Source organism: Lysobacter xanthus (assembly GCF_047159895.1).
Genome location: NZ_BAAGAB020000061.1, coordinates 1 through 16,031 on the forward strand (window position 1 = coordinate 1; position 16,031 = coordinate 16,031).

Here is a 16,031-nt window from a genome sequence, read left to right on the forward strand (position 1 = left end):
GTGGGCGAGATCGGCGCGGACCGCACCGGCGTGCGGCTCGCGCCCGTCACGCCGGCCAACGACATGCACGACAGCGCACCGCAGCCGCTGTTCGAGCGCGCTGTGGAGCGTCTGGATGCGCTCGGCATCGCCTTCATCCACGTCATCGAGGGCGCGACGGGCGGCCCGCGCGACGTGGCGCCGTTCGACTACGCGGCGCTGCGGTCGAAGTTCCGCGGCGCGTGGATCGTCAACAACGGCTACGACCGCGAGATGGCGGAGACGGCCGTCCGCGAGCGGCGTGCCGATGCGGTCGCGTTCGGCAGTGCCTTCATCGCCAATCCCGACCTCGTGCGCCGCCTGCGCGAAGGCGCACCGCTCAATACGCCGGATCGCGCGACGTTCTACGGCGGCGGCGCGGAAGGCTACGTCGACTATCCGACGCTCGACGCCGCGACGGGCTGACGCGGGTCGCGAACCATCCACGCCGCTGCGCTCGATTCAGGGCGCTGCGGCGGCGCCCATGCCCTCCACGACGGGCAATGCCACGAAGCTCGCCTGCCCGGGCGCGTGGTAGACGCGCTGCGTCGCGGTTCGATACGCGGACGCCGGCGCGCGCATGATGTTCTCGACGTACGTCTGCGGATTGCGGTCGTACAACGGGAACCAGCTCGACTGCACCTGCACCATCACGCGGTGGCCCGGCAGGAAGACGTGGTTCGCGTTGGGCAGGTCGAAGCGGTAGACCAGCGGCACGCCGGCCTCGAGGGCGCGCGGCTGCGACCAGCTCTCGCGGTAGCGCCCGCGCATGACGTCCATCGACACCGGCAGCTGGTAGCCACCGAGACCGGGGCTGTCCGCCACCTCGTCGGGATAGACGTCGATGAGCTTGACCACCCAGTCGCTGTCGGTGCCGCTCGTGGATGCGACGAGGTTGACGCGCGGCGCTCCGGCGATCGCGAGCGGCGCCGTGAGCGGCTCGCTCACGTAGGTGAGCACGTCGGGCCGGCTCGCGGCCTCGCGCTGGTCGTCGACCAGCCAGCGCTTCCAGCCGTCGTGGTCGTCGCCCATCGAGAGATTGGGACGCTGCCGGTACGGCACGGGATGCGCGGGATCGCTCACGTATTCGTCGAAGCTTGCAGCGGTCGGCGGCGCGTCGAAGCCGACGCGGTGATCCGGCTGCAGGTACAGCGCCCGTTCGCTCGAGGCGCAGCCCTCGGCGCAGGCGCGCGGCCAATCAGGCAGCGACTGCCAGAGGTTCGTGCCGGTCTGGAACGCGACCACCCGCGGCAGCGTGGCGACCGGTGCGTCGTCCTTGAGGTGTTGCGCTAGGAAGGGCTTGAGCACGTTCTGCCGGAACCACCTGGACGTATCGCTGCCGAAGCGCAGCGCGCCGAGGCCGCTCCCGTCGCCGATCGACTGCCCGTGGTGCCACGGCCCCATCGCCAGCCGCACCATCGTGCCGTCCGGATCCTTTGCCTTCAGCACCCGCCACATCGCCGGCGCGCCGTAGATGTCTTCCTGGTCCCACAGGCTGTGCACGAGCAGCACCGGCACCTTCAGCGGTCGCGCTGCGAACGCGCGGTCCACAGCCTGGTCGCTCCAGAACGCGTCGTACGCCGGATGCGCGAGCAGCTTGCGCCAGAAGCCGAGCTGCTCCATCCCGAAGGCCTCGCCCACCGATGCGGCATTGCCGTGGCGCAGGTAGAAGTCGTAATCGTCGCGCACGCCGCTCGCGAACCGGTGCTCGTTCTTGCGGCTCGCTTCCTGTTCGTAGACGTACGGGATCATCGTCTGGCGGAACGCGCCGTGGTGGAACCAGTCGTCGCCCATCCAGCCATCGACCATCGGATTCATCGGCACCGCGGCCTTGAGCGCCGGATGCGCATCGACCAGCGACATCAAGGGCTCGAAACCGTCGTAGGAGATGCCGATCGTGGCGACTTTCCCGTTCGACTCGGGCACGTGCCTCACCAGCCAGTCGATGGTGTCGTACGTGTCCGTTGCGTCGTCGACGGGCGTCGGGTTCTGGGGGCCGCGCAGCGGGCGGTTCATGACGTTGTCGCCCTCGGAGCCGTACTTGCCGCGCACGTCCTGCACCACGCGGATGTAGCCCTCCTCGACGATCACGTCGGTCGCGTTGTCGTAACCCTGCAGGTTGGACGCGAGGTCCGGGCTGGCGCGATGCGTGGTGAGCGCGTCGGCGTCGTACGGCGTGCGCGTCAGCAGCATGCCCGCGTGCTTCGCACCCTTCGGCACGAGGATGACCGTGTGCAGGCGTACGCCGTCGCGCATCGGGACCATCACCGAGCGACGCTCGAAGCCGTCGCGCGTGGCCACCGGAGTGAACTTCGCAGGCGTCTCGCTCGGGAAGGCCGGGTACTTCGCGCGCGGTGCGTCCGCGGCATGGGCGGTGGCGGCGAGCACGAGGGCAAGACTCAGGACGGCGGGACGCAGGACGGGCATGGCCGATCTCGGAAAGGGACGCCGCGAGCATAGACGCGTGCCGCCGCGCGCCATGCGGCAGTGCAGCGCGCGACGCTTCGCCCGGCCCTCATGCCTGCCGCCTTAGCGTGGACGTCCCGCCCCGCGGCCGCCGAACGCAGCCGCGCCCGCCCAGGAGCCGCCCATGCATCTCCATCCCCTCGCCGCCGCGCTGCTCGCCTGCAGCCTGGCCGCCTGCGCCACCACGGACGGCACGGCCGCCGACGGCGCGCCGCGTCCCGCGTCCGATACGGTCACCGGCTCCGCCGCCGCCTCGCGCGCGGGCGCGAAGGCGATCGGTGCCTACGGGGCGACCGGCACCTCCGACGACCTGCGCGGGCGCTCGAGCTCGAGCGGCGCATCGGTACTGACCGGCCGCGCGGGCATGGCCGGCACGGATTCGGGCACCGACGACGACGCGAAGAAGGACGATCCGCCGCGCTGAGCGCGCGTCAGGCCTTCCGCAGGAAGCAGGTCTTCAGCACGAGGCCCTTGATCTTGTCGGAATGGCCTTCGATGTGCTCGACGTCGCCGTCGACCAGGCGGATGCCGCGGATCACCGTGCCCTGCTTCAGGGGGATCGAGCTGCCGCGCACCTTGAGGTCCTTGATCACCACGACCGTGTCGCCGGCCTGCAGCACGTTGCCGTTCGAATCGCGCACGGTGTCACCGGCGACCGGCGCGGCCGCCGGGTCGAACTCGTGTCCGCAGTCGGCGCAGACGAGGAAGGCGCCGTCGGGATAGGTGTTGTCGAGGCCGCAGGCGGGACAGGGGGTCGGAGTACTCATCGCGGCACCGCTCGGATCGGGGCGCCATTGTAGGCGGCGCGCCAATGCACGGCCGCTTGCACGGCGCCTGAAGCGCGGCGGAGCGAAGCTCGCGCTTTCCCCGCGGAGACCGCCATGAAGGCCCTCACCTACCACGGCGCGAAGGACGTCCGCGTCGAGTCCGTGCCCGATCCCGTGATTGAGGCCGACGATGACATCGTCCTGCGCGTCACCGCGACCGCGATCTGCGGCTCGGACCTGCACATTTACCGGGGCAAGCTGCCCGCGATGCAGGACGGCGACATCCTCGGCCACGAGTTCATGGGCGTGGTCGAGGCGGCCGGGCGCGGCGTCACCGACCTTCGCGTTGGCGATCGCGTCGTGGTGCCGTTCAACATCAGCTGCGGCGCCTGCTTCTTCTGCGAGCGCGAGCTGTTCGCGGCCTGCGAAACCACCAATCCCGACCGCGGCGCGATCTTCAACAAGAAGGGCATCCCCTCTGGCGCCGCCATGTTCGGTTACACGCACCTCTACGGCGGCGTATCCGGCGGCCAGGCCGAATACGTGCGCGTGCCGAAGGCGAACGTCGGCCCGCTGAAGCTGCCGGACGTGCTCGACGACGAACAGGTGCTGTTCCTGTCCGACATCCTGCCCACGGGCTACCAGGCGGTCGTCAACGCCGGCGTCGGCCCCGGCGACACGCTCGCCATCTACGGCGCGGGCCCCGTCGGCCTGATGAGCGCGGCCTGCGCGCGGATGGTGGGCGTGGAGCGGATCCTGATGGTCGATCACCACGACTACCGCCTGCGCTTCGCGGTCGAGGCCTACGGGGTGGAGCCGATCAACTTCGACGACGTCGGCGACCCGGCCGCGCGCATCGTCGAGCTGACCGCCGGACGCGGCGCGGATGCCTCGATCGACGCGATCGGTTTCGAAGCCAAGGGCAATCCGATCGAGAGCCTGATGGAGACGTTCAAGCTCGAGACCGCGCGCGGCACTGCATTGCGCCAGTGCATCGCCGCCACGCGCCGGGGCGGCACCGTCAGCGTCCCCGGCGTGTACGCCGGCTTCATCCACGGCTTCCTGTTCGGCGACGCCTTCGACAAGGGCCTGACGTTCAAGATGGGACAGACGCACACCGCGAAGTTCATGCCGGCGCTGCTCGAGCGCATCGGCGAAGGGGCGCTGTCGCCGGAGATCATCATCAGCCACCGGCTGCCGCTCGAGCAGGCCGCGCAGGGCTATGCGATGTTCAACGACAAGCTCGACGACTGCCGGAAGGTCGTGCTGCGCCCCGGCAGCGCCTGACGCTGGAACGCAGCGGCGCGACGGCCGGTCCGCCGCGCGTCCCGCATGCGCCTACGCTCTCCCCTCCCCTGCCCCAGGAGTTCTCCATGACGGTCCGAGCCTACGGCGCGCATGCCGCCGACCAGCCACTGGTCCCCCTCGCCATCGAACGCCGCGCGCCCGGCCCGCGCGACGTGCAGATCGACATCGCCTTCTGCGGCGTCTGCCATTCCGACCTGCATACGGTGCGTTCGGAGTGGTCGGGCACGCTCTATCCGTGCGTGCCGGGTCACGAGATCGTCGGCCACGTCAGCGCGGTGGGCGCCGAGGTGCAAGGCTTCGCGGTCGGCGACACGGTCGGCGTGGGCTGCCTCGTCGACAGCTGCAAGCATTGCGCGGCCTGCGGCGAAGGCCTCGAGCAGTACTGCGAGAACGGCTTCGTGGGCACCTACAACGGGCCGACGCCCGACGCGCCCGGGCATACGCTCGGCGGCTACTCCCAGCGCATCGTGGTCGACCAGCGCTTCGTGCTGCGCATCCGCCATCCGCAGGACCAGCTGGCGGCCGTCGCGCCGCTGCTGTGCGCCGGCATCACCACGTATTCGCCGCTGCGTCACTGGAAGGTGGGCCCAGGCTCCAAGGTGGGCATCGTCGGCATCGGCGGGCTCGGCCACATGGGCATCAAGCTCGCCCACGCGATGGGTGCGCACGTCGTCGCCTTCACCACGAGCGAGAGCAAGCGCCAGGACGCGCATGCGCTCGGCGCGGACGAGGTGGTCATCTCGCGCGATCCCGAGGCCATGGCCGCGCATGCGCGCAGCTTCGACTTCATCCTCGACACCGTGGCCGCGAGCCACGTGCTGGATGCGTTTACGTCGTTGCTCAAGCGCGACGGCACGCTCTGCCTGGTCGGCGTGCCGGAGGACCCGCATCCGAGCCCGAACATCGGCGTGCTGATCTTCGGTCGACGCTCGATCGCGGGCTCGCTCATCGGCGGCATCCCCGAGACGCAGGAGATGCTCGACTTCTGCGCCGAGCACGGCATCGTGGCGGACATCGAGATGATCGGCGCCGACGGCATCGACGCCGCCTACGAGCGCATGCTCCGCAGCGACGTGAAGTACCGCTTCGTGATCGATGCCGCGTCGATGGGCTGACGGGCGAAGCCCCGCACAAAAAGGGCCGGTGTCGCGAGACACCGGCCCTTCGCATTCATGCGATCCGCTTACCAAATGCGGACGCGGTCCTCCGGCGCGATGTACAGCGGGTCGGCCTTGGTGATGCCGAAGGCGGTGTACCAGGCGTCGAGGTTGCGCAACGGCGCGAACGCGCGGATCTGGCCCGGGGAATGCGGGTCGCCCACGAGCTGCTGGCGCAGCGCATCGTCGCGGAACAGCGTGCGCCAGACCTGGCCCCAGCCGAGGAAGACGCGCTGGTCGCCGGTGAAGCCTTCGATCACCGGCGCCGGCTTGCCGCCGAGCGAACGGTGGTAGGCCTCCAGCGCGATGGTGATGCCGCCGAGGTCGCCGATGTTCTCGCCCATCGAGGCCTTGCCGTTGATGTGCACGCCGGGCAGCGTCGGGAAATCGAAGCCCTCGTACTGCGCCCCGAGCTTCGCGGCCTGCACCTCGAACTTCTGCGCGTCCTCCTTCGTCCACCAGTCGCGCAGCACGCCCTTGCCGTCCGACTTGCGCCCCTGGTCGTCGAAGCCGTGGATGATCTCGTGGCCGATCACGCCGCCGATCGCGCCGTAGTTCACGGCCGGGTCCGCATCGGGATCGAAGAACGGCGGCTGCAGGATCGCGGCGGGGAACACGATCTCGTTCTTCACCGACGAGTAGTAGGCATTGACCGTCTGCGGCGTCATGCCCCACTCGAGCTCGTCGACCGGGCCGCCGATGCGCGCGCGGTCGTAATCCCACTGGAAGCGCTGCGCGCGCTCGGCATTGCCGAAGACGTCGCCCGCGACGACCTTCAGCCCGCTGTAGTCGCGCCACTTGTCCGGGTAGCCAATCTTCAGGCCGAAGTTATCGAGCTTGGCGAGCGCCTCGGTCTTGGTCGCCGGGCTCATCCACTCGAGCTGGTTCAGGCGCGCGCGCATGGCCTCCTTCACGTTGGCGACGAGCGCGTCCATCTTGGCCTTGGAGTCGGCCGGGAAGTAGAGCTGCACGTAGTCGCGGCCGATCGCCTCGCCCATGGCGCCTTCCGCGAAGCCGACCGCGCGCTTCCAGCGCTCGCGCTGCTGGGGCTGGCCGTTCATGAACTTCGAGCGGAACTCGAACTGCGCGTCGGCGAACGCCTTCGACAGCAACGGCGCGGCCTGGTCGGTGGTGTGGAACGCCTCCCACGCCTTCAGCGTGTCGAGGTCGGTCGACGCGAAGATCTGCGCGATCTTCGGGATCGCGGTGTCCTGGCGAATGATGACGCGGTCGGCCTTCTGCACGCCGGCGGCGTCGAAGTAGGCATCCCATGCGAAGCCCGGCGCCTTGGCCGCGATCTCGGCGATCTTCACCGGGTTGTAGGTCTTGTCGCGGTCACGGCTCTGGCCACGCGTCCAGTGCGCGTCCGCGATCTTCGTCTCCATCGCCATGATGGCGGCAGCGTGCTCGGCGGGCTTGTCCCAGCCGGCGAGCTTCAGCATCTGCGCCACGTACTGCTGGTAGCGCTCGCGCTGCGGCGCGAACTTGGCGTCGAGGTAGAGATCGCGGTCGCCGAGCCCGAGGCCGGACTGGCTCATGTACAGCGCGTAGCGATCCGGATCGCGCGCGTCGTCGCTGACGCCGATGCCGAACAGGCTGCGGCCGAAGTCGCCGTTCGCGCGGCCCATCAGCGCCGCCATCTGCGTGCGGTCCTTGACCGCGCGGATCGCGTCGAGGCGCGGCTTCAGCGGCTTCGCGCCGAGCTTCTCGATCGTGGCCTCGTCGAGGAAGCCGCGGTATAGCGCGCCGACCTTCGAGGCGTCGTCGCCCTTCGTCGGGTCGCTGCCATAGCCCTCGACGAGCTTGCGCACGCGCGCCTCCGACAGGTCGCGCAGCACGGCAAAGCCGCCGTAGCTGGAACGGTCGGCCGGGATCTGGGTGGTCTTCGCCCAGTTGCCGTTGACGTAGCCGAAGAAGTCGGCGCCGGGCTTGACGCTGCGGTCCATGCCGGCGAGGTCGACGCCCCAGGTACCGAGCTTGGGCGCGGCGATGGCGTCGGGCGCGGCGGCGGTCGCCGTGTCGGCGGGCAGCAGGGCCTGCAGGCTGCAGGCCTCGTCGAGGCAGTGGTCGTCGTCCTGCGCGAAAGCGGGCGCGGCCAGGGCCAGCGCGACGGCGGCCGCGAGCGTGAGAAGCGGGGTCTTCAAGGCGGAGCTCCGGTTGGACACGCCATGGCGATGGCGCGAAACCCCGGAGAGTACGGTGGGCAAACCCAACCGCGGCTGGGCCAGAAGTACTGCTCCGTGACGCCGATCCCGAACCGGTCAGCGTTGGCGACCGGCGCGCGCAAGGCGGGCCGGCGCGGGGTCACTGGCGGCTGGCGAGCCAGCGCTCCAGGTCGTCGGCGCCGCCGACCTTCTCCTCGCCGACGAAGACCAGCGGGGTCGTGCGGAGGCCGTGCTCCTGCTTGAAGGCTTCGGTCTCCTCGCGCGAGCGCAGCGGCCGATCGTCGACGTCGAAGCCTTCGGACTCGAGCAGGTCGAGGGCGCGAAGGCCGAACGGGCAGACGTGGTCGGGCAGGACCATGCGGTACAGGGTGGCCTGGCGGGACGAGGTGCTCGGGTCGGTAGGCATGGCGGGCTCCGCATCGGAAAGCCCGTCATGCTCGCGGCCGCCGTGCGACGGCGGGATCACAGCGGCCGCAGCCGGCTACGCCGCGCGGTAGTGGTCCTGCACCGGGTAGCGCCTCGCGTACAGGGCGAACGCCGCCGCCGCGAGGAAGGCGAAGCCGGCGAAGAAGAACATCAGGAACGCGTTCTCGCTGAGGCCGGTGGTGGCGATGTGCCCGGTGACGGTGTCGTTGCGCACCGCCGCGTTCGTCAGCAGCACCCACAGGCTGCCGAACGTGCTCGCGAGGTACCAGAAGGCCATGATCACGCCCTTCATCGCCTGCGTGGCCTGGCTGTAGGCGAATTCGAGCGCGGTCGCCGAGACCAGCACCTCGCCGAGCGTCAGCAGGACGTAGGGCAGCGCCTGCCAGGCGAGCGAGGTTTCGGCACCGCCGTCGAGGTTGAGCTGGATCAGGCCGGCGACGATCCACGCCACGCCCGAGAGCGCGATGCCCCAGCCCATGCGCCGCAGCGCGGTGACCTCGAAGCCCATGCGGCGCAACGCGGGGAACAGCACCACGTTGTTGAACGGAATGAGCAGCATGACCAGCAACGGATTGAGCGCCTGCATCTGCGCGGCCTCCTTGACCAGGAAGCTCGGCCACCACCACGCCTCGTGCGGCACGCGCATCTCGGCGCCCTGCAGCACCCACGTGCTCGCCTTCTGGTCGAACAACGACCAGAACGGCGTCGTCAACGCGAAGACGATGATGATGCGCAGCACTGCGCGAACGCTGTCGACCGCCGCATCCGGGTGCCGGCCGCGTGCACGCTCGAGCTGCAGCGACGTGCCGATACCGCCCGTGGCGATCAGCACGCCGAGCGCGAGGCAGGCGGTGATGACGAAGCCGGCGTCCTTCGGCCAGAAGCCGAGCGTGCCCTCGCCGACTCCGGCTTCGATCGCCCAGCAGGCGAGCATCGCGACGGCCAGGACGGCACCGGCGCGCGAGACCGCCAGGCCGGGACGCCCCTGCCCCGGCGCCTGCGCGGTGAGCGCATCGCGCGCCACGTTGAAGAACGAATGCGGGTCCTCGCCCCGCGTGGGCGGCACGCGCACGTAGTCGCGCCGGCCGAGCCAGAAGATGAGCGTGGCGATCCCCATCAGGATGCCCGGAATGCCGAACGCCACCGCCGGCCCGTATTCGCGCAGGAAGATCGGCATCAGCAGCGACGCGAAGAAGCTGCCGAAGTTGATCGTCCAGTAGAACGCGTCGAAGACCACCTTCGCGAGGTGCTTGTTCGCCTGCGTGAACTGGTCGCCGACGAACGAGACGACCAGCGGCTTGATGCCGCCCGAGCCCAATGCGATCAGGAACAGGCCGGCGTAGAAGCCGGTCCGGTGATCCTCGAAGAAGGCGAGCATCGCGTGGCCGATGCAGTAGACCAGCGAGAACCACAGCACGGTGTTGTACTTGCCGAAGAAGCGGTCCGACAGCCACCCACCCAGCAGCGGAAAGAAGTACACGCCGATCACGAAGCTGTGGAAGACCTCTTTCGCGATGCCCGCGCGCTCGGCTTCCGGCGCGTACATCAGCAGCGTCGACACCAGGAACGGCGTCAGGATGTTGCGCATCCCGTAGAAGCTGAAGCGTTCGCAGGTTTCGTTGCCGATGATGTAGGGCACCTGGCGGGGCAGGCGGGCGGCGTCGGCGGTCGCGGTCATTCGGTTGGCCTCGTGTCGATCGGCCAAGCCTAACCCGGCTTCGCGACCGGCTCGACCGCGGCACGGCTATGCTCGCGTCGACCCGCAACGGAGTGACCCATGCGCATCCTCATCGCCGGCGCGACCGGCCTGGTCGGACAGGGCGTGCTCGCCGCGTGCCGCGCGGCGCCCGACGTGGAGCGGATCGTGCTGCTCGGGCGCCGGCGCGTGGACATCGACGACCCGCGCATCGAGCAGGTCGTGCGACCCGACCTGCGTGAGGTCCCGGCGTCGGATCTGCAGGGGCTCGACGCCTGCCTGTACTGCATCGGCACCGTGCCCGGTCTGTCGGCCGCTGCCTTCCGCGAGGTCACCGTCGATCTCACGGTGCACATCGCCCGCGTCTTCGCGGAGGCGAACCCGGGTGGGACGTTCGTCTACGTGTCCGGCGCCGGAGCCGATCCCTCGAGCGCGCTGATGCCGCTCAAGGTGAAAGGCCAGGCCGAGGCCGTGCTGCAGACGCTGGGGCTGCGCACGCTGATGGTGCGGCCGGGCATCGTGCAGCCGGTCGATGGCGTGCGCTCGCCGCACGGGCTGCGCTCGGTCGGCTACACGATCGGCGGCCCGTTGCTCGGCCTCGCCACGCGCGCCCTGCCCCGTCTCATGACCACCACGACGCACGTCGGCCGCGCGATGCTGGCCGCCTTGCGCGAGCCGGCCCCGCCCGCCGTGCTGGAAAACGCCGACCTCAACCGGCTCGGCGCCGCCTCGGGCTGACGCTCAGCGGTTCGCGAGCGCGAACTCCAGGGCCGCGAGCACCGCGGCGACCTGCGCCTCGTTGCACTGCGCCGGCGTCGCGCGCGGGCTGTCGGGATAGACCTCGGTGGTCGACGTGAACCGCGCCGGCGTGATGCCGGCGCACAGGCCGAGCGCACGCAGCGGATATTCGATGACGCCCGGCGAAACCACCGGCGAGCCGATGATCTCGCCCTTGTCGTCCGGCGGCGCGATGTGCGTGACCTGCGCGACCGCTTCGATGATCGCCTGCTGGAACGCCGGCTGCGGATTCTCGGTGTCGCCCACCACGTAAAACCCGTCCGGAATGCCTTCGGGCTCGTAGGCCTTGCCGTCGCGTGCGGCCAGCGCCGGACGGAATTCGCTCTCGTCGCTGTCGGTCGTCTCGTGCAGGTCGATGTGCACCAGCACCCGCTCACGCAGCGGCGCCACAAGGCGCAGCAGCGCGGCGGACTCGGCACAGGCACCTTCCCCCGCGAACGACCGGTTGGGGTCGATCGCGTCGCGGTTCCAGCGATGGATGCGTTCGTACGCCCACGGGCTCACGCAGGGCACGACGAGCACGTCGAGGCGGCCGGCGTAATCGCCCAGGTGCCGCTCGGCGAACTGCAGCGCGCCGTGCACGCCACTGGTCTCGTACCCGTGCACGCCGCCCGTCACCAGCGCGAGCGGGCGCGACGGGCTCCAATCGCGACTGCGCAGGGCGAACAGCGGATAGGCGACGCCGTCGTGCTCCATGCGACCGTACTCGACGACGTCGGCCCGGTCGCGCAGCCGGTCGACGGCCGCGAGCACGTCGTCCGCGTACGCGCGACGCCGCACCAGGCTCGAGCGCCAGGCTTCGCGCTCCGCCTCGCCCCAGGGCTGGCCGGGCGTGCCGATCGGATGGAAGGCGGGCGGCTGGGTCATCGCAGGGCTCGTCGGGACGTGGAGCCGCATTGTGGCCGCAGTGCCCATGCCGCGTCGCGGGGTGGTTCCGCGCGTGCGCCCCGTAAAGTGCGCGCATGGCGCATTACACCGGACCCCTGCTCACCCGCCCCGTCGCCACGGCGCTCGCCGCCGCACGCGACGCCGGCACGCCGACCTGGACGGGCTCGCTCGACCTCGGCCGCTCCTCCACCGAGGCCGCGACCGGCCCGACCGGCTGGACGTGGCGCGGCACCACCTACCCGTACGCCGACCGCCTCAAGGACCGCACGGTGTACTGGTGGGATGGCGACGACTTCGAGGCCGTCTCGCGATATGCCGGCTCGCTCATCAAGCTCGTCCCGACCGACTGGGGCCCGCCGACGTTCGAGATCGACGGCATCAAGATGCTGCCGACCGCCCAGGCCTCGCCGCTGGAGGACGCGCGACGCAAGGTCGCGCTCGTCGCGCCGCAGGGCCGCGCCGTGCTCGACACCTGCGGCGGGCTCGGCTATTTCGCCGCCTGCTGCCTCGAGGCCGGCGCGGCACGGATCCTGTCCTTCGAGAAGAATCCGGACGTGCTCTGGCTGCGCACGCTCAATCCGTGGTCCCCGGACCCCGGCGCATCGTCCAGCGGCGGGCGACTGGAGCTGCGCGAAGGCGACGTCTCGCAGGCCATCGAAGGCCTCCCGGACGCCGCATTCGACGCACTGCTGCACGATCCGCCGCGCTTCGGCATCGCCGGCGAACTCTATTCGAGAGCCTTCTACGAGCAGCTCGCGCGCGTGCTGCGACGGGGCGGCCGGCTCTTCCACTACACCGGCTCGCCGAACCGGCTGACCAGCGGCCGCGACGTGCTCGCCTTCCTTCGGCGGATCGCCGTCGGCGAGGAAGACTTCGCGCGTGCCGCGATAGCGCTCCATCACGGTGCGCCGGCTCGCGTAGCCCTTCTCCAGGCGCGCATAGACCGGAAAGCCTTCGCGCGCGATGCGGATCGCGGGCGCGAGCGAGGTCGCGAGGGGCAGCTTCCCGTAGCGGCCGGCGATGTGCACCAGCGCGGCAGGCAGGCCGGGAATGCCGGCAGACCACGGGCCGTTCTGCGCGCGGTCGCGGTCGAGGTCGCCCTTCGCGTCCAGGAACGCGGCGGGCGTCGCCGCGGCGGGGGCCACTTCGCGAGCGTCGACGAAGACGTCGCGCCCCGTTCTGGCGTCGTGCAGCAGGAAGAAGCCGCCGCCGCCGATGCCCGAGCTCACCGGCTCGACGACCGACAGCACGCCGGACACGGCGACCGCCGCGTCGAAGGAATTGCCGCCCTGCCGCAGCATCTGCAGGCCGGCCTCGGTGGCCAGTCCATGCGCGCTCGCGATCGCCGCGCCCGGCGGACGGGCCGACGCGACCGCCGGCTTCGCCATCGGTGGCCTGGCCGCGACGGGAAACGCCGCGACCAGCGAGAGGACGGCAACCGAGACGGCATGCAGAACGGGGCGCATCAGGCGTGCTCCAGCGGGCCGCCTGCCAGCGCAATGGCCTTGGCGAGCAGCGCTTCCCGGGATTCGGGATGGACGGGGTCGGGGTCGATGCATTCGACCGGGCAGACGACGACGCACTGCGGCTCGTCGAAATGGCCGACGCATTCGGTGCAGCGCGCCGGATCGATGACGTAGATCACTTCGCCCTGCGAGATCGCCTGATTGGGACAGGCGGGCTCGCAGACGTCGCAGTTCACGCAGAGGTCGTTGATCCGGAGGGACATCGCGGCACGCGTCGGGGAATCGGGGCCATTGTCTCACCCACCACCCGCACGCGGGCTGACGCGGCGCGCACGCGCCGGGGCCACGAATGGAACGCCGGAGTCCGGACACGACGACGGCCGGCACCAGGCCGGCCGTCGAAATGGGCCGCGCTCCGCCCGGCGGGTTACTTGGCTTCGACGAACTCGAACTTGGCGCCCGACGGCTTGACGGCCGCTTCCGCTCGGTCGCGGTCCGCGGCGTCGCCGATGAACAGCACGCGCACGCCCTTCATCGTGTCCGTGCCCACGCCCTGGAACGCGCCGATGATCATGTCCGCGGTCTTGGCCGAACTCGCCGAGCCGAATGCCATCAGGGTGCCTTCAACGCCACCGCGGGCGACGTCTTCCTTGGCCTTGTCGACCGCACGCTGGAACGAACCGTCGAAGTCCTCGGACCCGGGCAGCGGCAGCGTGTACGCGATGGTGCTCGTCGCACCGTCGACATGGCGGGTCACCTGGTCGGAAATGTAGGCGTTCCAGGCGTTCTCGTCGGTGGTGTTGGCCGGCTTGGCCACGGCGGCCTTCTCGACCTTCGCGACGGGGGCCTCTTCCTTCTTGCACGCCGCCAGGACCGGCAGGGCGAGCGCGGCGAGCAGCATCAGGCGGGTGGTGGTCTTCATGCGATTCCTCGGGGTTGGACGTCAGGTGCGCCGCCAATGGGCCTGCAGCGCGGAGGCCACCGCCGGCGGCACGAAGCCCGAGACGTCCCCGCCGAGGCGGGCGATCTCGCGTACCAGCGATGAAGAAATGAAACCGAACTGCTCGGCCGGCGTCAGGAACAACGTCTCGGCCTCGGGGATCAGGTGGCGGTTCATGCTCGCCAGCTGGAATTCGTATTCGAAGTCGGACACGGCCCGCAGGCCGCGCAGCAGCACGCCGCCGCCGACCTCGCGGACGAAGTTCGCCAGCAGCGAATTGAAGCCGCGGACCTCGACGTTGGCACGGTGCGACAGCGCGTCACGGGCCAGCTGCACGCGCAGCTCGAGCGGCATCGCCGGGCCCTTCGACGGGCTCTCCGCCACGCCGATCACCAGCCGATCGAACAGCGGCGCCGCCCGGTCGACGAGGTCGAGGTGGCCGTTGGTGATCGGATCGAACGTACCGGGATAGACGGCAGTGCGGTGACGGGCCGCGGTCATGGACTCTCGTATCGGGACGACGGCCCCCCGGCCGCCGGTGCGGTTCCGAGTGTAGCAGTGGGCGGCGCGGTCGCCGGGGTGCGCAGCAGCGCGTAGCGCACCTCGCGGGTGCGCCCCTCGCGATGGACGCTCCAGCGCTCGGGCGGGGCCGGATCGACCGCGAGCGGCGACTCGACGTGGACCAGCGCACCCGGCCGCAGCCGAGGCGCGAGCACGGGCCAGACCTGCGGCCACAGCGCACCCGCGAACGGCGGGTCCACGAACGCGACGTCGAACATGCCCTGCGAGGCGCGCAGCCAGGCGAGCGCGTCGCCCTGCACGACCTCGCCGCGGCCGCCGCCTTCCAGCCGCCCGAGTGTGCCGCGCAGTGCCGCGGCGAGCTTCGGGTCGCGTTCGATCAGCACCGCCGCGGCTGCGCCGCGCGACAGGGCTTCCAGCCCGAGCGCGCCGGTGCCTGCGAACAGATCGAGCACGGCGGCGCCCGGCAGTTCGGGCATCAGCCAGTTGAAGACGGTTTCGCGCACGCGGTCCGCGGTCGGGCGCAGGCCCGCGACGGCAGGCACGTCGAGCCGCGTGCCACGCCATCGGCCCGCGATGAGCCGGATCTTGCCGGTCGGTGTGTTCATCGGGAGCTCGGGAGGGCCGGTGCTAGCATGTCGCGCACATTTTCCCCTATTCCGACGCCGCCGATGCTGAGTTTCCTGCGCCGCAAGAAGCCCGACGATACCGAACGGCGCATGTCGCCCGAGGAGATCGCCGCGGCCTTCGGGGCGCCGATGCCGGAACCGGATGCCGAGCAGGCGTCGGCGGACGACACGCAGCCGGTCGCCGACGCGATTCCGGCGATGCCCGACACGGCCGTGAACGATCGGGCTTCCGCGACGGTGGCCGAATTGACGGCGGACATCGGCGTGCTCGACACCCCGACGGCGGACCTCGACCGCGGAGCGGCGGTCGAAGCCTTGGAAGCGCCGTTCGTCGAACCGGCGGCCGAGCCCGTTGCGTCGATGCCGGTGCAGGACGAGGCCGACGTTCCCGGCGCGAGCCCGACCGTCCCTGCCGCGGCGCCCGGCAGGCGGGGCTGGCTCGACCGCCTGCGTGGCAATGCCATCACCCGCTCGCTCGGCGGACTCTTCTCGCGCAACCCGAAGCTCGACGACGACCTGCTCGACGAGATCGAGACGGCGCTCATCACCGCCGACGTCGGCGTCACCGCGACGACCGAGCTGGTGGAACGCCTGCGCCGCCGCATGAAGGCGCGCGAATTCGCCGATGCGCAGGCGCTGCTCACGGCGCTGCGTGCCGACCTGCTGGCGATCCTCGAGCCGGTCGCGAAGCCCCTGGTCATCGACCGCGCGCTGGTGGATGAGGCTTCGAGCCTCGGCGGTGAGGCTTCAAGCTTGCCGCGTGAGGCTCTGGAGCCTCGTCGATCAGC

16 protein-coding genes and 2 pseudogenes are annotated in these 16,031 nt (G+C 70.6%); 7 read left to right on the plus strand and 11 right to left on the minus strand.

The genetic code is table 11. From position 1 onward, the window contains the following. The coding region (locus tag ACY35P_RS12520; protein ID WP_462116169.1) for an oxidoreductase at positions 1–444 on the plus strand (444 nt) is incomplete at its 5' end. A gap of 36 nt (positions 445–480) precedes the next feature. On the opposite strand, the gene ACY35P_RS12525 is transcribed toward ACY35P_RS12520, so the two are convergent. Then, positions 481–2,445: a CocE/NonD family hydrolase gene (locus ACY35P_RS12525; RefSeq protein ID WP_462116170.1), complete on the minus strand. Its 1,965-nt coding sequence runs from the start codon at positions 2,443–2,445 to the stop codon at positions 481–483. Positions 2,446–2,608: 163 nt separating this feature from the next. Between ACY35P_RS12525 and ACY35P_RS12530 the strand changes: the two genes are divergently transcribed. Further along, positions 2,609–2,908: a hypothetical protein gene (locus ACY35P_RS12530; protein WP_462116171.1), complete on the plus strand. Its 300-nt coding sequence runs from the start codon at positions 2,609–2,611 to the stop codon at positions 2,906–2,908. A 7-nt stretch (positions 2,909–2,915) separates the two neighbouring features. Here the strand turns inward: ACY35P_RS12530 and ACY35P_RS12535 are convergent, their stop codons facing one another. Further along, positions 2,916–3,251, minus strand: coding sequence for a zinc ribbon domain-containing protein YjdM (locus tag ACY35P_RS12535; RefSeq protein ID WP_462116172.1), 336 nt, complete (start codon positions 3,249–3,251; stop codon positions 2,916–2,918). Positions 3,252–3,365: 114 nt separating this feature from the next. On the opposite strand from ACY35P_RS12535, the gene ACY35P_RS12540 reads away from it, so the two are divergent. Together ACY35P_RS12540 and ACY35P_RS12545 are read left to right on the plus strand one after the other, a co-directional pair. Next, positions 3,366–4,538 carry a zinc-dependent alcohol dehydrogenase gene (locus ACY35P_RS12540; protein WP_462116173.1) on the plus strand — a complete coding sequence of 391 codons (1,173 nt, stop codon included), beginning with the start codon at positions 3,366–3,368 and terminating at the stop codon, positions 4,536–4,538. An 86-nt stretch (positions 4,539–4,624) separates the two neighbouring features. Further along, positions 4,625–5,674, plus strand: coding sequence for an NAD(P)-dependent alcohol dehydrogenase (locus tag ACY35P_RS12545; protein ID WP_462116174.1), 1,050 nt, complete (start codon positions 4,625–4,627; stop codon positions 5,672–5,674). 68 nt (positions 5,675–5,742) lie between these two features. On the opposite strand, the gene ACY35P_RS12550 is transcribed toward ACY35P_RS12545, so the two are convergent. The 3 genes from ACY35P_RS12550 to ACY35P_RS12560 all read right to left on the minus strand — a co-directional run bounded on the left by ACY35P_RS12550 (position 5,743) and on the right by ACY35P_RS12560 (position 9,985). Further along, the gene (locus tag ACY35P_RS12550; protein WP_462116175.1) at positions 5,743–7,860 is read right to left on the minus strand and encodes a M13 family metallopeptidase; all 2,118 of its coding nucleotides are present in this window, start codon (positions 7,858–7,860) and stop codon (positions 5,743–5,745) included. Between the two features lie 160 nt (positions 7,861–8,020). Then, entirely contained in the window at positions 8,021–8,287 is a 267-nt protein-coding gene (locus tag ACY35P_RS12555) for a glutaredoxin domain-containing protein (protein ID WP_462116176.1), read from the minus strand. Between the two features lie 75 nt (positions 8,288–8,362). Continuing rightward, entirely contained in the window at positions 8,363–9,985 is a 1,623-nt protein-coding gene (locus tag ACY35P_RS12560) for a POT-type proton-dependent oligopeptide transporter (RefSeq protein ID WP_462116177.1), read from the minus strand. 99 nt (positions 9,986–10,084) lie between these two features. On the opposite strand from ACY35P_RS12560, the gene ACY35P_RS12565 reads away from it, so the two are divergent. Next, the gene (locus ACY35P_RS12565) at positions 10,085–10,741 is read left to right on the plus strand and encodes a Rossmann-fold NAD(P)-binding domain-containing protein (protein ID WP_462116178.1); all 657 of its coding nucleotides are present in this window, start codon (positions 10,085–10,087) and stop codon (positions 10,739–10,741) included. 3 nt (positions 10,742–10,744) lie between these two features. On the opposite strand, the gene ACY35P_RS12570 is transcribed toward ACY35P_RS12565, so the two are convergent. Then, positions 10,745–11,668 carry a M14 family metallopeptidase gene (locus ACY35P_RS12570; RefSeq protein ID WP_462116179.1) on the minus strand — a complete coding sequence of 308 codons (924 nt, stop codon included), beginning with the start codon at positions 11,666–11,668 and terminating at the stop codon, positions 10,745–10,747. Between the two features lie 95 nt (positions 11,669–11,763). Here ACY35P_RS12570 and ACY35P_RS12575 point away from each other — a divergent pair. Next, positions 11,764–12,522 (plus strand): annotated as a pseudogene (locus tag ACY35P_RS12575) (class I SAM-dependent methyltransferase); the annotation flags it as partial. On the opposite strand, the pseudogene ACY35P_RS12580 reads toward ACY35P_RS12575, so the two are convergent. The 5 genes and pseudogenes from ACY35P_RS12580 to rsmD all read right to left on the minus strand — a co-directional run. Next, positions 12,523–13,155: pseudogene (locus ACY35P_RS12580) on the minus strand (gamma-glutamyltransferase); the annotation flags it as partial. It lies immediately after the preceding pseudogene. After that, a complete protein-coding gene (locus ACY35P_RS12585) occupies positions 13,155–13,418 on the minus strand; it encodes a YfhL family 4Fe-4S dicluster ferredoxin (protein ID WP_462116180.1) in 264 nt (87 codons plus the stop codon). The pseudogene ACY35P_RS12580 and the gene ACY35P_RS12585, both read right to left, overlap by 1 nt. A 164-nt stretch (positions 13,419–13,582) precedes the next feature. Beyond that, positions 13,583–14,077, minus strand: a complete 495-nt coding sequence (locus ACY35P_RS12590) for a hypothetical protein (RefSeq protein WP_462116181.1) — start codon at positions 14,075–14,077, stop codon at positions 13,583–13,585. Between the two features lie 21 nt (positions 14,078–14,098). After that, positions 14,099–14,596, minus strand: coding sequence for a pantetheine-phosphate adenylyltransferase (coaD, locus tag ACY35P_RS12595; protein ID WP_462116182.1), 498 nt, complete (start codon positions 14,594–14,596; stop codon positions 14,099–14,101). Next, on the minus strand, positions 14,593–15,222 hold the full coding sequence (rsmD, locus tag ACY35P_RS12600) for a 16S rRNA (guanine(966)-N(2))-methyltransferase RsmD (RefSeq protein WP_462116183.1): 630 nt from the start codon (positions 15,220–15,222) through the stop codon (positions 14,593–14,595). Before rsmD ends, coaD begins: the two co-directional genes overlap by 4 nt. 63 nt (positions 15,223–15,285) lie before the next feature. Here rsmD and ACY35P_RS12605 point away from each other — a divergent pair. Continuing rightward, positions 15,286–16,031, plus strand: a 746-nt coding sequence (locus ACY35P_RS12605; RefSeq protein WP_462116184.1) for a signal recognition particle receptor subunit alpha, incomplete at its 3' end; no start/stop codon positions are given.

Bases quoted from the DNA above. Each gene is read 5' to 3' on its own strand.
- ACY35P_RS12590 (WP_462116181.1), bottom strand. From the start codon at position 14,077: ATGAAGACCACCACCCGCCTGATGCTGCTCGCCGCGCTCGCCCTGCCG.
- ACY35P_RS12525 (WP_462116170.1), bottom strand. From the start codon at position 2,445: ATGCCCGTCCTGCGTCCCGCCGTCCTGAGTCTTGCCCTCGTGCTCGCC.
- ACY35P_RS12540 (WP_462116173.1), top strand. From the start codon at position 3,366: ATGAAGGCCCTCACCTACCACGGCGCGAAGGACGTCCGCGTCGAGTCC.
- ACY35P_RS12570 (WP_462116179.1), bottom strand. From the start codon at position 11,668: ATGACCCAGCCGCCCGCCTTCCATCCGATCGGCACGCCCGGCCAGCCC.
- ACY35P_RS12565 (WP_462116178.1), top strand. From the start codon at position 10,085: ATGCGCATCCTCATCGCCGGCGCGACCGGCCTGGTCGGACAGGGCGTG.
- ACY35P_RS12535 (WP_462116172.1), bottom strand. From the start codon at position 3,251: ATGAGTACTCCGACCCCCTGTCCCGCCTGCGGCCTCGACAACACCTAT.
- coaD (WP_462116182.1), bottom strand. From the start codon at position 14,596: ATGACCGCGGCCCGTCACCGCACTGCCGTCTATCCCGGTACGTTCGAT.
- ACY35P_RS12545 (WP_462116174.1), top strand. From the start codon at position 4,625: ATGACGGTCCGAGCCTACGGCGCGCATGCCGCCGACCAGCCACTGGTC.
- ACY35P_RS12585 (WP_462116180.1), bottom strand. From the start codon at position 13,418: ATGTCCCTCCGGATCAACGACCTCTGCGTGAACTGCGACGTCTGCGAG.
- ACY35P_RS12555 (WP_462116176.1), bottom strand. From the start codon at position 8,287: ATGCCTACCGACCCGAGCACCTCGTCCCGCCAGGCCACCCTGTACCGC.
- ACY35P_RS12530 (WP_462116171.1), top strand. From the start codon at position 2,609: ATGCATCTCCATCCCCTCGCCGCCGCGCTGCTCGCCTGCAGCCTGGCC.
- rsmD (WP_462116183.1), bottom strand. From the start codon at position 15,222: ATGAACACACCGACCGGCAAGATCCGGCTCATCGCGGGCCGATGGCGT.
- ACY35P_RS12560 (WP_462116177.1), bottom strand. From the start codon at position 9,985: ATGACCGCGACCGCCGACGCCGCCCGCCTGCCCCGCCAGGTGCCCTAC.